Consider the following 13,930-nt stretch of genomic DNA (forward strand, 5'->3'; position numbering starts at 1 on the left):
CTTAAAGTGCTTAGGTCTCAACCTGTCTGGTGTAACAAGGTTTCTGCTTCACGGCGCTGATTGTCATTCCCTTCCACCATGACCTCTTCCAAAGTACTGCGCGCACCCTCAATATCACCCATATCAAGATAAGCGCGTGCTAAGTCCAGCTTAGTACTGATATGTGCCTCATGTAGATCAATTTCTTCATCCGGCATATCGAGGAAGGACAAAGCATCATCAATATCCCCTAACCAAGTATCAACATCCTGATCAGTATTTTCTGGTGTGGTATAGAACGTATCCTGAGGCAGGATTTTCTTAATACCTGTGTCATTGTCCAGATGCAGATTCAAACTGGTTACATTATTTGGCGTTGATTCTGCTGCCTTCGCTAAGCCAGCGACACCCGCTGCAGCAACCCCAGCGGCTGCGGTCGCTGCGGCTGCAACCTTACCCGTCGCAGGGGGCAGCTCATCCATATTAAAATCATCTAAACCAAAATCTAACAAATTATCTTGCGCTGCCGCCGGAGTCTCCGGCTTACTAGCTGCTGGTTTAGCGGGCGTACTAAAATCTAAATCCAAGGCCTCGTCAAACGCCATATCCAAACCGCCTGTTTGTGGCATGGCGGCGACAGCGGGTTTGGTTGCAGGCGTTGGCAAATCAAAACCATCATCGTTTGATAAGTCATTCATCAAACCATCAATGTCTATATCGGCAGCCGCTGATTTCACGCCAGACGCTTGAGGACGAGTGGCCGGAGACGTTAAATCCGGTAAATCACTCATCATCGCATCTAAGTCAAAATCTAAACCATCCGACGCTGGATGAGCAGTACTAGCCGGTGATGGTGCCACCGGTGCAGCGGGTGTTGAAGCCACAGGTGCTGGCGCTGAGGCTTTAGCTAAAGCCGCATCATCCCCTAACTGACGTTCTAAATCGTCTAAATTGAATTCAAAATCATCTAAACCAAGGTTGTTAGACGATAAATTATCCAACTCCTTACTAATATCACCGAAATCAGCCTCAATACCCTGTGCAGCGGATGAAGAAGATGCCAAGGCATTCGTAGCCGCCGCCGCTGTAGTTGCCACGGCAGCCGCTCCTAAGCCTGTAGCAGCTGCTTTTATAGTCGAACCGGAGCGATAGAGATTATTATCCGGACTAATTTTGCTACCCCAAGCCATGACATCAGTCCATAAGGCGCTTTTTTGTGCACCGTGGGTATTGGCAAAAATCTGGGCCTGCTCATCAAATCCTTCGCGATTATTCGCCGCGAAATAATTCTCTAATAGCTTATGGCGATAATCTAAATTATCCGGATATTTTTCTAAGGCCTTCTTCAGCTCGCTTTCGGCTTGTTGGTGTAAGCCATACGCGATATACACATTAGCTTCCATCAGAACTTCATCGTCGTCCTGTGGATTTTTGCGTGTCGTGACCGTGGTCGTTGATGCTGCAGTATTAGTATTGCTGGCGTTATCGAATGAATCTTCTAAGCCAAAGTTACGCGTCTTACCTTCTGCTTTGTCTAACTCTTGTTCCAAATCACCATAAGCATTCGCATCAAAGCTAGAACCTTTAGCAGTCATCGAAGGACTACGCGACTCGTCTAGGTCAAAATTAGCCTCTTGATAATCGCCCGGCTTGCCTGCTGCTTTAGCTGCCTTACGCTTACCTAAGAGGTAATATAATAGACCTAATAGCAGTAAAGACAGTAAGGCGCCAGCACCAATTTTCCAAATTAAGGGCGAAGTTAACAGCCCCATCAAGCCGCCAGACTTTTCATCCTCAACAAATGGAGACGCTGGCTTAGGCTGATCGGTCGTTGCAGTAGCTATCGGTTCTGTCGGTGTAGGACGAATAGTTTCCGCAGGCGTTTCACCCACCGGTGGCGTTACAGTAGTACCCTCCATACCAACTGGTGGAGGTGTATTACCAGCCATACCATCTTGTAGCGTAGTAGGATCGGTACGCACCACAGAACCGGGATCACCGTTCATACTACCCATGTGATTTTGCAAATCACCTGGTACGGTAGTTCCCTCAGGCGGTGTTAAGGCCGTGTTGGGCGTAGCAGGTTGATCGGTCGGTGGCGTAATAGTCGTACCAGCTTCCAAGCCGGTAGCAGGTGTTGTACTTGGCGCATTGCCTGACATCCCTGCATCCGGTGGCGTCGTGGCCCCACCTGTATTAGTAGATGCGTCCTCAACGCCTTCACTACCTAAGGGTGGATTGATGACACCCTTACCGCCTAATTGCTGCTGTAGTTGTGCCAACTGATCATCACGCAAGGACAATAAACGATTCTTTTTCTTCAGAACCGACTCTAACTCATCCACACGCGACTTAAGATCGTCTGTTTCACGCTGGCGCGCTGACAAGGACTCCTTCGCTAACGCTAATTCTTTTTCCAACTCATCCAGACGAGCTTTTCCAGCCGCGGTCACTTGATCGTTCGCACCCGCTTTATCTTTACTACCCAAAACCTCTAAACGAGCTTGATCACTCGGTGTTGCTGCGGTAGTGGTAGTGCTTGTACCGGAACTGGGGCGACCACGACCCGCCGATTCTTGTGGTGTGGTATTACGCGCCAAATTACTACGGAATTTTTGCCACTCAGCATATTGTTGGCGAACTTGGCGACGTGCTTCTGGACGAGAAATCGATTGTGCAGTGCCTGCTGTAGGCGCTTTTAAGGTAACACCATTCTTTAAGCCATTAATATTATTATCAATAAAGGCTTGTGGATTCGCACGATACAGCGCCATCATCATTTGATCAACAGTAGCACCCGGCTCAACCATGCGGCTAGCCACTTTAAACAGCGTATCACCTGCTCTTACACGATAGGTACGGCTGCCTTGACCGGAGGCTGGACGCGTTGAAGCTTGAGTGCTAGCTGCTGAAGCTTGTGGGGCTGGTTCTGCTTGACGTTGTGCTTGTTGGGGCTGACGTGCTTGAGGTGTTGGTTGGGCTGCTCGTGCAGCTGGTTGTTGCGGACGATTCACAACACCGCTAGGTCGTGGCTCAGCACGTACCGCTGCTTCATTACTCGCCAAAGCCGTCCCCGGTTGCATTAAGACTGGTGGGTCTAACATCACCGTATATTCTTTAAGCAACTGACCTTGGGGCCAACTCACTTCGACTAAGAAATTGACAAACGGCTCGGTCATCGGCTGATCTGATGAGATCAAAATCACCGGCTTGCCATTTTGCAGACTGCTTGTAAAACGTAGGCTATCTAAAAATGCGGGCCGATCAATACCAACACGACTAAATACATTGGCAGGTGCTAACCGAACTTGGAGCTGCTGCGCTTCCTGAGGAGTAGTCGATAAAAGTTCAATCTTCGCCCGTAAGGGTTGATTTAGATTGGAGTTTGACTGAATATCGCCAAGACTCAATGCGTTTGATGCGACAGGATATGAGCCTGCGATCACAACGGCTAGACTTAGAGCCTGTTTTTTCACTGCGATTCCCCTTTACTGGTGCGACGGTTGCATCTCTGTTCATCCCCTAAGTGTTTGCTAGCCCTTGATATTAAAATGATGGATGAAAAGCGATTTATTAGTATTGTTAGCATTTCAAATATATACAACTACGTGCAAGCACGCAATCTCCTGACAAGCCCCAGATTAACCAGCGGTTATTGAGCTGGAATATTTTTGGTTCATTGTTGCAGGTAGCAATTAATTTGGGCTGAATTTCTGGACAAATGCGCTAGCGTTCTTAATGCTTGATCCAAAGTTCAGCAATTTGCACGCTATTCAAGGCTGCTCTACGCACATTGTCACCAACTACCCATAAGTTTAGTCCATATTGTGTAGATATGTCGTCGTGAACTCGGCTTATAAATACAGCATCTTGACCAACGGCATCTGTCACAGGGCTTGCATATACATCATTTTCTTGCTTATCGACTACGACGACACTCGGCGCTTTTTTTAATAATTCACGCGCTGTATTAGCATGAATAGCTTCATTAAACGCCACATGCAGCACGTTAGTATGACCAAAGAATACAGGCACTTGCGCGGTACTAGGATTAATCAATAAGTCGGGTTTATCCAAAACTTTGCGTATTTCCCACACCAAACTCATTTCTTCTCGGGTGTAGCCATTGGTCAATAGCTCATCTACTTGTGGTAACACATTGAAGGCAATTTGCTTCGGATAAACGCGGGGCTTTGTGGGACGACCGTTGAGCAACGCGATAGTTTCGCGTGCCAATTCCTCTACCGCCTGACGTCCTGTACTGGACACCGATTGGTAGGTTACCACATTAATACGTTTAATTTGCGCGACTTCATGTAATACATTTAGCGCAATTAAAATTTGCACGCTTGAAGGATTGGGTGTAGCGATAATCGAGCGTTTTGCAGCTTGAATCGCTTCAGGATTCACCTCTGGAATAACCAGAGGCACATCCTGCTCTAAACGAAATAAGGCGGTATTATCAATGACCTTACAGCCTAATGTAGCGGCTTTGCTTGCATAGTCGCGTGAAATGTTCGCATCTGCCGCGAAAAAGGCGAATTGTACGCTAGAAAAATCAAACGCACTCACATCACCAATGCTGAGAGAACGACGCCCAAAATCGACATCCTCCTCATCTTCGTCGGTACCACTCTCGGTATCCAGCGCATAAATTTTACCTAAGGGAAATTTGCGCTCGGCTAGCTGGGCTAAAATAGCCTCACCTACCAGACTATTCGCACCGACCACAGCTACATCATAGGTTTTGCTCATGCGTTGATTTTCCTTTGTGTACTTAGGCGCGTAAAGCGGCTACTACAGCATCGCCCATGGCCGCCGTTCCTACCTTATTCATCCCTTCGGTATAAATATCACCCGTACGATAGCCTTGGGTTAGGACGGTTTTCACCGCTTTTTCGATGCGATCCGCCAAAACAGCTTGGTTCAAACTATAACGCAACATCATGGCTACCGATAAAATCGTTGCCAAGGGGTTAGCAATTCTTTTACCTGCGATGTCGGGGGCAGAACCATGAATAGGCTCATACATGCCAACCCGCGACTCATTCAAGGAAGCGGATGGCAACATACCAATCGAACCCGTCAACATGGCCGCCGCATCGGACAAAATATCGCCGAAAATATTGCCGGTAACGACCACATCAAACTGCTTGGGGGCACGGACTAATTGCATCGCCGCGTTATCCACATACATATGGCTAAGTTCAACCTCAGGGTAATCTTTACCCACACGAATCATCACTTCACGCCATAGCTCGGTCGCTTCCAACACATTGGCCTTATCCACCGAACATAATTTCTTATTGCGCTTCATCGCAATATCAAAGGCCGTGCGACCGATACGCTCTATCTCAGACTCCGTATATACCATGGTATTGAAACCACGACGCTCACCACTGGCTAAGGTCTCAATACCGCGTGGCTGACCGAAATAAATATCACCGGTTAATTCGCGCACGATCATAATGTCTAAATTCGCCACCAATTCTGGCTTGAGCGAAGAAGCACTGGCTAGTTCCTCGTACAGCATAGCGGGGCGCAGATTGGCATATAGGCCTAAATCAGCGCGTAGCGCCAATAAACCGCGCTCAGGACGTAAAGGACGATCCAGCTTATCGTACTGAGGCCCACCGACGGCACCCAATAAAATAGCATCCGACGCATTGGCTAAGCGGCGGGTACTTTCTGGATAGGGTTGCCCTTCTGCATCATAGCCTGCCCCACCAATAGGCGCATATTCCGTTTCCATGCTAAAACTGCCTTCTTGCACGAATACGTTCAATACTTTCATGGCTTCTGCCACAATTTCAGGGCCAATGCCGTCACCCGGCAAAATCAATAGCTTGCTTGTCATATCATCCTCTATTAAAACAGCCAAGGTGCTTGTTGTTGGCGACGCGCTTCATAAGCACGAATCTCGTCCGCATGACGCAAGGTCAAACCAATATCATCCAGACCATTCACTAAGCAATACTTACGAAATTCGTCCACTTTAAAATCGAAGGTTTGCCCACTGGGGGTTACCACCTGCTGATTGGGCAAATCAACCGTCAATTGATAGCCTTGTTGCGCTTCCGTTTCACGGAAAAGTTGCTCAATTACTGCACTATCCAATGCAATCGGCAATAAACCATTTTTGAAACTATTATTGAAGAAAATATCCGCAAAACTTGGCGCAATCACACTGCGAATGCCGTAATCAGTCAGTGCCCAAACCGCATGTTCACGCGATGAGCCACAACCAAAATTTTCACGCCCTAGTAATATCGAAGCATGGTTATAACGCGGCAAATTCAACACAAACGCGCTGTTTAGTTGGCGTTTGCTGTGATCCATACCGGGTTCACCGGGTTCGTTATAACGCCAATCATCAAATAAAGTGGGACCAAAACCGGTACGCTTAATCGACTTGAGGTATTGCTTCGGAATAATAGCATCGGTATCAACATTGGGACGGTCGAGTGGCACTACCACACCGGTATGTACTACAAATGGATCCATTATAAGCTCCTCGCATCGACAAAATGCCCAGTAATAGCTGCCGCCGCTGCCATGGCTGGACTGACTAAATGAGTACGTCCGCCCTGCCCTTGGCGTCCTTCAAAATTACGGTTAGACGTAGAGGCGCAACGTTCACCCGCTTCCAAACGATCATCATTCATCGCCAGACACATGGAGCACCCCGGCTCGCGCCATTCGAAGCCAGCCTCAATAAAAATTTTATCCAAGCCCTCTTGTTCGGCCTGTTGCTTTACTAGACCCGACCCTGGTACGACTAAGGCTAGCTTAATGTTAGAAGCTAGTTTTTTACCTTTTGCCACCGCAGCGGCGGCACGCAAATCTTCAATACGTGAATTGGTGCAAGAACCAATGAATACTTTATCAACTTGGACGCTCGTAATCGGTGTATTGGCTTGCAAGCCCATATACTGCAACGCTGCACGAATCGCCCCTGCTTTTACGGGATCGCTTTCTTGAGCTGGGTCAGGAATCATGCCATCAACGGGTAACACCATTTCTGGTGAGGTGCCCCACGTCACTTGAGGTTTAATACTAGCGGCATCCAAGCGCACTACACGATCAAACTGAGCATCCGCATCGGAATGCAAATCCTGCCATGCCGCTACCGCTTTCTCCCAATGATCACCCTTCGGTGAATAGGGGCGGCCTTTGACATACTGAATGGTGGTCTCGTCTACCGCAATCATACCGGCACGTGCACCCGCTTCAATCGCCATATTGCACACCGTCATACGCCCTTCCATGCTTAAAGCACGAATCGCATCGCCGCCAAACTCAATCGCATAACCCGTGCCGCCCGCTGTACCGATTTCGCCAATAATCGCCAGCACGATATCCTTGGCCGTCACGCCCGCGCCCACCTTTCCATCGACGCTAATCAGCATATTTTTCATCTTCTTCTGAATCAAACACTGCGTTGCCATTACATGCTCAACTTCAGAAGTACCGATGCCATGGGCTAAAGCACCAAATGCACCATGGGTCGAGGTATGAGAATCGCCACAAACGACAGTCATGCCGGGTAAAGTAGCACCTTGTTCAGGCCCCATAACATGGACAATCCCTTGACGTGGATCACCGATATTAAACTCGGTCACCCCAAACTCGCGGCAATTATCATGCAGTGTTTCCACTTGCAAACGTGAAATAGGGTCTGTAATCCCCTTAGCCAAATCTTTGGTGGGAATATTGTGATCTGGAACAGCCAACATAGAGCTGGTACGCCATGGCTGACGATTCGCTAACTTGAGACCTTCGAATGCTTGCGGCGAAGTCACCTCATGAACCAACTGCCGATCAATATAAAGCAAACAAGTGCCGTCTGCTTCCTGACGCACCACGTGTGCGTCCCATACTTTGTCATAAAGGGTTTTAGCTGCCACCACCGCAATCCTCGGAAATGAAGAAGAACTGTACAGTAACACGGACTCATGAATGAATAAAATTCATAATTTTCATGTAAAGCATTCTATATTAGAATCTTTGCATGGATATGAATTTACTCAACGCTTTTATTGAAGTGGCACGCCATCAATCATTTTCGCTCGCCGCAGAAGCTCTATTTTTAACCCAACCGGCGATTAGCAAACGCATTACTGCACTGGAAGAAGAATTAGGCACACTGTTATTTAATCGCATCAATCGCAGTGTGAGTTTGACTGAGGCCGGACGTTTATTGCTGCCACGCGCCCAAACGTTACGCAATGAAATGGAAGATATGCGCCGGTTTGCGTCCAACTTATCCGGCGATGTACATGGCGTCTTAACACTTGGAACCAGTCACCATATCGGTTTGCATCGTTTGCCGCCTGTGCTAAGCGAATTCAATAAACGTTATCACGCGGTACAATTAGACTTGCGCTTTGTTGAGTCGGAAGAAGCCTGTCAAGCGGTGGAGCGTGGCGAATTGGAAATGGCTATCGCGACTTTACCCGCTGAACTGCCTGAGCAATTGAGTGCACAAGTGATTTGGCAAGACCCCTTACATATTGTTGCCCCTCTTGATCATCCGCTTACTAAAACCAGCACCATTAGCTTGGCAAATTTGGTACAATACCGCTGCGTTTTACCCAGTAAAGACACGTATACCTATCACATTATTAGCCAAGCCCTGCAACAGTTAAGCTCAGAACTCAAGATTTATATCACCACTAATCAGTTGGAGACACTTAAAATGCTAGTGACCGCAGGCTTTGGTTGGTCACTGTTACCGCATACGCTATTGGATGATAAACTGGTTAGTATTGAAACCCCATTGACCCTTAAGCGCGAACTCGGTGTCATTACACATCGCAAGCGCACGCTCTCTAATGCAGCACGGGCTATGTTGGGGATTTTGGAAGCAGGGTGTTTAAACAGCTATCCTTTGCAGGAACGAAATACAAGATAAGCGATTACTTTCTTTTTACTTATAGTGAGCTAAGTTTTCATGTGTATTGCTTATAAAAGACTCTTAGCGAATCTTATTTCTTTTTATCTTGTTTATAACAGCAGCGTCTTCGCTAACGATCAAAAACCTGCCGCTATGATTTGGTTGGAAGCAGGTGAATTCAAAATGGGCAGTGACTCCACACTAGCTCGATCTGATGAAAAACCCGTCCATCGGGTAAAAGTTGATGGCTTTTGGATAGATCAAACGGAGGTCACTAATACGCAATTCAAGGCATTTACCGATACAACCCATTACCTAACCACGGCAGAAAAAGCTCCAACATTAGCAGATATTATGGCGCAAGTCCCTATCGGAACCCCTGAGCCACCACCAGAACTCTTAAAAGCTGGTTCGCTTGTGTTTGCTTATCCACCTGGTCAATGGGACTGGGTCATCGGAGCCAACTGGCAACACCCTAAAGGGCCTAATAGCGATCTAAGTGGCTTAGAACAGCATCCTGTGGTGCAAGTGTCATGGTTTGATGCAGTGGCTTATTGTGAATGGGCAGGGAAACGCTTACCGACTGAGGCTGAGTGGGAATATGCGGCACGCGGCGGTTTGGCAGAAAAAACCTATGTATGGGGCGAGGAAAATCCTTACACTGGAAAAGATAAAGCCAATATCTGGCAAGGCCAATTTCCTGTAAAAAATACCGCCAAAGATGGGTATCTCGCCACTAGCCCTGTTAAATCCTTTCCGGCCAATGGGTATGGCTTATATGACATGGCAGGAAATGTATGGGAATGGGTTCAGGACTGGTATCGACAGGATACCTATACACAACGCGCCAAGGCTACACCGATCCTTAATCCACAAGGCCCTAGCAATAGCTTAGACCCAGACGAACCAACCATTCCGAAACGCATACAACGCGGCGGTTCATTTTTATGTGATGAGAAAGTTTGTGCGAGTTACCGTCCCAGCGCCAAAATGAAGTCTAGTCCTGATACAGGCTTAAGTAATGTGGGCTTTCGTTGCGTCAAGGATAAACACTAAGTTAAGTTTTTTATAAAACTTGCTCAGCATCATCACCTAACAGTTTTGATGAAGAACCTTTAAACTAATATCTCTTGAGCAATAAATAAACAGAACTAATCACAACTATCGCTGTAAAATTATTTCAATCAGTTCTACCTTGTGCGAAGCTAAGCCTAGGGAGAGGACTATTTTTTTGATCGTGAGGAGTGTTACTTATGCGTAAATTAGCTTATTGCTTGACTTTAGTATTGTTAAGCTGGACGGCTGCTAGTTATGCCGATGATCTTGCAGAAGGGGCAAAACTTTATAAAGACAAAACCTGCTTTACCTGCCATGGTGAGGTCGGTGATAAACCCTTATTACCGAATTATCCTAAATTAGCAGGTCAATCGTCTGAATATGCGATACAGCAAATGAAGGATATTAAAAGCGGGGCGCGCAGCAATGGTCAAGCGGCGGTCATGAAAGCCATCGTGGCCGGTGTCAGTGACGAAGAGTTCGCAAAAATCGCTAAGTACTTAGAAAGCTTAGGTAGTGCTGCACCCGCTGCTGCTGGTATGTCTGGTATGTCTGGTATGTCTGGTATGTCTGGTATGTCTGGTATGTCTGGTATGTCTGCCGAACAGCCTAAACCAACCATGTAATAGCCTTCAACAAAAAAGGTTAGCCAAAAGCTAACCTTTCTTTAAAAGCGAGTTATAAAATAAAGGCTTATAAGCCATGCAATTGCTTACCTGCTAATAAATGTAAGTGAATGTGATACACCACCTGCCCGCCATGCTTACCACAATTCATAATGACGCGATAACCACTTTCTGCATAGCCCTGCTCGGCTGCAAGTTTCTTAGCCACTTGAAATAATTTACCCGCTAATGCGGTATCTTCTTCGGGCAATTCCGCCAAAGTCGCAATATGTTTGCGCGGGATAATGAGGGCATGGAGTGGCGCTTGGGGATTAATATCATGGAAGGCCATCACATCATCATCTTGGTATAAGACTTTTGCGGGTAATTCACCCGCGACAATACGGCAGAATAAACAATCACTCATCAGTATTTTCTCCGTCCTTCAAAAGCGTGAGACAAGGTTCCGCTGTCGACATATTCCAACTCACTGCCCACCGGCACACCATGGGCAATACGGCTGGTTGATACATGGCGCTTGGCTGCTAAGCTGCTGATATAATGTGCCGTGACCTCACCTTCGACGGTAGAATTGATAGCCAAAATCAGCTCTTTTACACTACCCTCATCCAAACGCTTTTCCAGCACATCCAAGCCAATATCAGTGGGACCAATGCCATCCAATGGCGACAAACGCCCACCTAAGACAAAATAATAACCGCGATAAGCTGTGGCTTGCTCTAAAGCGACAATGTCTGAAGGATGTTCAACGACACATAAGGATGCTTCATCCCGTGCTGGATTAGCACATAAACGACACACGGTTTGCTCAGTTAAGGTTCGACAACGCTCACAGCGCTGGACATGCTGCATGGCAGCCTGCATGACCCGTGCTAAGCGCTCACCGCCCAGTCGATCATGCTCCAATAAATGAAACGCCATGCGCTGAGCCGTGCGAGCGCCAACCCCCGGCAAACAACGCAATGCTTCAACTAACTCTCGTAGTAAAGAGGATTCAGACATTTAGAAGGGCATTTTAAAGCCAGGGGGCAATTGCATTCCTGCTGTTGCACCACCCATGCGCTCACGCGTTTCCGCATCTAATTTTTGGGTCGCATCATTAAAGGCCGCCGCAATCAAATCCTCTAACATATCACGCTCCTCCGCGACCATTAAGGAAGGATCAATCGTTACGCGCTTGCAAGCATGGCCGCCTGAAATGACAACCGACACCAAACCACCACCCGCTTGGCCTGTAATTTCCAAAGCAGCAATTTCTTGTTGAGCGCGCTGCATATTTTCTTGCATTTTTTGCGCCTGCTTCATTAAGTTGCCCAAGCCACCGGCTTTATTGAACATGATTTAATTCCTCGAATATTTTAAATAAATGGCAGTTTACTATATTTTTAAGCATTAGGGGTGTGGACGAACCGACCCTGGAATAATCACAGCACCGAACTGCTCACGCAAAGCACGCACAAACTCATCTTGCTCAATCACCTGCTCCGCTAGTTGTTGCCGCTCTTGTAACATACGAATACGGCGCTGACTAGGCGTTTCCTCTGTAAAAACGAGTACCTGAATCGTTAAATGTATCGGATGCGCTAGATGTTTTTCTAAAGCCTGTTTGAGTGATTGTTCCGATAAACTGGTTTGCAAATTGCTCCCTTCCGGTAACAAGAGCAAACGCACTTGTGTATCCGTCATTGAGTCCAACACACAATGCTCTGCTAATTGTTGCGCCATACCGCTTAACGCGAGTTGAGCCAATAAGCCATGCCACGCATTTTCTTCACTTACTTGAGTTTGAATGGGAAGCGTTGTTTCTTTAGGGAGAATGGGGGCAGCAACGGGAATATCAAGCGCTTGAGCACTGACTCGCGCTTGAGGTAAAATTGGAAAAGTAACGGACTCAGCAGGCGGTGTTTTAGATAAAGCTACGTGGGGCTCAACTAAGGGTGCTGAATTCAGGTGTTTTTTTTTACTGCCTGGGCTGGCTTAGCATCAGCTAATTGAAAAGCCAGCATACGTAGCAAGAGCATCTCAAAACCACTGCGTGGATCAGGATTCAGTGGTAAATCGCGGCGTCCATGCAAAGCGAGCTGATAAAACAACTGCAAATCTGCGGCTGATATTTGTTCCGCAAACGCCGTCAAGACTGGCTCATCCGCTTGCGGCACCAGTTGCAATACCGCGATTTGATGAAGCAAAGCAATTAAACTATCGGTGGCTGCGCTGAAATCAGTGGTTAACTGTGCCATCTGCGCAACAATCGCTAATACTTGTGGCGCATCTTCGGCGACTACCGCCTGCAGTAATTGGAGTAAATATTCGGAGGGCAATAAGCCCAACATGTCATTTACTGACTCCAAACGAATTACACCTCCGCCAGTAACAATCGCCTGATCCGTCAAGCTTAAGGCGTCACGCATTGAGCCATCAGCCGCTTTGGCTAATACTTTCAAAGCAGCTTCAGCGAAGGTAATTTGCTCTTGTTGTAAAATATGCGCCAGATGACCCACAATCATATCTACCGGCATCCGCTTCAAATTAAACTGCAGACAGCGGGATAAAATGGTAATAGGTAATTTCTGTGGATCGGTGGTGGCAAATAAAAATTTAATATGTGGAGGGGGTTCTTCTAGCGTTTTTAAAAGCGCATTAAAGCTATGCCCTGACAACATATGCACTTCGTCAATCAAGTAAATTTTAAAACGCCCACGTGTTGGTGCATATTGCACATTATCCAATAACTCGCGGGTATCTTCGACCTTAGTGCGCGAGGCTGCATCCACTTCAATTAAATCAACATGCCTACCCGACGCAATTTCTAAACAACTTTTGCATTCACCACAAGGTGTAGAACTAATACCTGTTTCACAATTTAGGCATTTAGCGAAAATACGCGCAATCGTGGTTTTCCCAACACCGCGTGTACCTGTGAACAAATAAGCATGATGAAGGCGTTGCTCGTCTAAAGCAGTTAATAACGCACGTAGCACATGGGTTTGCCCGACCATTTGCTGAAAATTCTGGGGGCGCCATTTACGCGCTAGGACTTGATAGCTCATGTAGGATAATTATGTTTTAGAGGGTGGCAACCTGTACCAGCCACATCCCGGCGCCCGAATCGATCGCTACCGCTGCTTCCTTCCGGACCTGACGGGGTTCACGATTTATCGTCGCGGGAGGACCAATACAGGTCACCATTGCGGAAAGCATCAAATTATCGCTAAAAAAATGCGTGGGAACAAGCTGGATTTTTATATCAAACTGGTTGCGCATAATAAAAAGCCCATCCAGTTGAGTGGACAGGCTTATAAGGGGTGCTTGGCATTGACCTACTCTCACATGGGGAAACCCCACACTACCATCGGCGATGACGCGTTTCACT

At 47.2% G+C, this 13,930-nt stretch carries 13 protein-coding genes, 1 rRNA gene and 1 other RNA gene (1 of these 15 running past the window's edge); 3 read left to right on the forward strand and 12 right to left on the reverse strand.

Going from position 1 to position 13,930, the window contains the following annotated elements:
- Positions 1 to 17: 17 nt before the first annotated feature.
- The 5 genes from A3IE_RS0109245 to leuC form a co-directional block, all read right to left on the reverse strand.
- Complete coding sequence (locus tag A3IE_RS0109245; RefSeq protein WP_020395334.1) at positions 18 to 3,455, reverse strand: FimV/HubP family polar landmark protein; 3,438 nt, start codon at positions 3,453 to 3,455, stop codon at positions 18 to 20.
- Between the two features lie 259 nt (positions 3,456 to 3,714).
- A complete protein-coding gene (locus tag A3IE_RS0109250; protein ID WP_020395335.1) occupies positions 3,715 to 4,734 on the reverse strand; it encodes an aspartate-semialdehyde dehydrogenase in 1,020 nt (339 codons plus the stop codon).
- Between the two features lie 22 nt (positions 4,735 to 4,756).
- Entirely contained in the window at positions 4,757 to 5,836 is a 1,080-nt protein-coding gene (gene leuB, locus A3IE_RS0109255) for a 3-isopropylmalate dehydrogenase (RefSeq protein ID WP_020395336.1), read from the reverse strand.
- Between the two features lie 11 nt (positions 5,837 to 5,847).
- Positions 5,848 to 6,483 (reverse strand): 3-isopropylmalate dehydratase small subunit, encoded by a 636-nt coding sequence (gene leuD, locus A3IE_RS0109260; RefSeq protein WP_020395337.1) that lies wholly within the window; start codon positions 6,481 to 6,483, stop codon positions 5,848 to 5,850.
- Positions 6,483 to 7,886, reverse strand: coding sequence for a 3-isopropylmalate dehydratase large subunit (gene leuC / locus A3IE_RS0109265; protein ID WP_020395338.1), 1,404 nt, complete (start codon positions 7,884 to 7,886; stop codon positions 6,483 to 6,485). Before leuC ends, leuD begins: the two co-directional genes overlap by 1 nt.
- Before the next feature lie 104 nt (positions 7,887 to 7,990).
- On the opposite strand from leuC, the gene A3IE_RS0109270 reads away from it, so the two are divergent.
- From A3IE_RS0109270 to A3IE_RS20285, 3 genes are all read left to right on the forward strand, one after another.
- On the forward strand, positions 7,991 to 8,893 hold the full coding sequence (locus A3IE_RS0109270; RefSeq protein ID WP_020395339.1) for a LysR family transcriptional regulator: 903 nt from the start codon (positions 7,991 to 7,993) through the stop codon (positions 8,891 to 8,893).
- Positions 8,894 to 8,932: 39 nt separating this feature from the next.
- Positions 8,933 to 9,931, forward strand: coding sequence for a formylglycine-generating enzyme family protein (locus A3IE_RS0109275; RefSeq protein ID WP_020395340.1), 999 nt, complete (start codon positions 8,933 to 8,935; stop codon positions 9,929 to 9,931).
- Positions 9,932 to 10,128: 197 nt separating this feature from the next.
- Entirely contained in the window at positions 10,129 to 10,557 is a 429-nt protein-coding gene (locus tag A3IE_RS20285; RefSeq protein ID WP_020395341.1) for a c-type cytochrome, read from the forward strand.
- 67 nt (positions 10,558 to 10,624) lie between these two features.
- Here A3IE_RS20285 and A3IE_RS0109285 read toward each other — a convergent pair whose 3' ends face one another.
- The 7 genes from A3IE_RS0109285 to rrf all read right to left on the reverse strand — a co-directional run.
- Positions 10,625 to 10,963, reverse strand: coding sequence for a histidine triad nucleotide-binding protein (locus A3IE_RS0109285; protein ID WP_020395342.1), 339 nt, complete (start codon positions 10,961 to 10,963; stop codon positions 10,625 to 10,627).
- The gene (recR, locus tag A3IE_RS0109290; protein ID WP_020395343.1) at positions 10,963 to 11,559 is read right to left on the reverse strand and encodes a recombination mediator RecR; all 597 of its coding nucleotides are present in this window, start codon (positions 11,557 to 11,559) and stop codon (positions 10,963 to 10,965) included. The genes A3IE_RS0109285 and recR overlap by 1 nt, the downstream gene beginning before the upstream one ends.
- Positions 11,560 to 11,895 (reverse strand): YbaB/EbfC family nucleoid-associated protein, encoded by a 336-nt coding sequence (locus A3IE_RS0109295; RefSeq protein WP_020395344.1) that lies wholly within the window; start codon positions 11,893 to 11,895, stop codon positions 11,560 to 11,562.
- Positions 11,896 to 11,949: 54 nt separating this feature from the next.
- Positions 11,950 to 12,306: a DNA polymerase III subunit gamma/tau C-terminal domain-containing protein gene (locus tag A3IE_RS23320; RefSeq protein ID WP_157832857.1), complete on the reverse strand. Its 357-nt coding sequence runs from the start codon at positions 12,304 to 12,306 to the stop codon at positions 11,950 to 11,952.
- A gap of 197 nt (positions 12,307 to 12,503) precedes the next feature.
- Entirely contained in the window at positions 12,504 to 13,607 is a 1,104-nt protein-coding gene (gene dnaX, locus A3IE_RS22005; RefSeq protein WP_020395346.1) for a DNA polymerase III subunit gamma/tau, read from the reverse strand.
- A 31-nt stretch (positions 13,608 to 13,638) separates the two neighbouring features.
- An RNA gene (gene ffs / locus A3IE_RS22460) (signal recognition particle sRNA small type) lies at positions 13,639 to 13,735 on the reverse strand.
- Positions 13,736 to 13,864: 129 nt separating this feature from the next.
- Positions 13,865 to 13,930, reverse strand: a 5S ribosomal RNA gene (gene rrf, locus A3IE_RS0109310) (it continues 50 nt past the right edge of the window).

Origin of the sequence: Thiolinea disciformis DSM 14473, assembly GCF_000371925.1 — a bacterium.
Lineage (GTDB): Bacteria > Pseudomonadota > Gammaproteobacteria > Thiotrichales > Thiotrichaceae > Thiolinea > Thiolinea disciformis.

Excerpts from the sequence above, each read along its gene's own strand:
- A3IE_RS0109250 (WP_020395335.1), bottom strand. The coding sequence starts at position 4,734 with ATGAGCAAAACCTATGATGTAGCTGTGGTCGGTGCGAATAGTCTGGTA.
- leuB (WP_020395336.1), bottom strand. The coding sequence starts at position 5,836 with ATGACAAGCAAGCTATTGATTTTGCCGGGTGACGGCATTGGCCCTGAA.
- leuD (WP_020395337.1), bottom strand. The coding sequence starts at position 6,483 with ATGGATCCATTTGTAGTACATACCGGTGTGGTAGTGCCACTCGACCGT.
- A3IE_RS0109270 (WP_020395339.1), top strand. The coding sequence starts at position 7,991 with ATGGATATGAATTTACTCAACGCTTTTATTGAAGTGGCACGCCATCAA.
- A3IE_RS0109275 (WP_020395340.1), top strand. The coding sequence starts at position 8,933 with ATGTGTATTGCTTATAAAAGACTCTTAGCGAATCTTATTTCTTTTTAT.
- A3IE_RS20285 (WP_020395341.1), top strand. The coding sequence starts at position 10,129 with ATGCGTAAATTAGCTTATTGCTTGACTTTAGTATTGTTAAGCTGGACG.
- A3IE_RS0109285 (WP_020395342.1), bottom strand. The coding sequence starts at position 10,963 with ATGAGTGATTGTTTATTCTGCCGTATTGTCGCGGGTGAATTACCCGCA.
- recR (WP_020395343.1), bottom strand. The coding sequence starts at position 11,559 with ATGTCTGAATCCTCTTTACTACGAGAGTTAGTTGAAGCATTGCGTTGT.
- A3IE_RS0109295 (WP_020395344.1), bottom strand. The coding sequence starts at position 11,895 with ATGTTCAATAAAGCCGGTGGCTTGGGCAACTTAATGAAGCAGGCGCAA.
- dnaX (WP_020395346.1), bottom strand. The coding sequence starts at position 13,607 with ATGAGCTATCAAGTCCTAGCGCGTAAATGGCGCCCCCAGAATTTTCAG.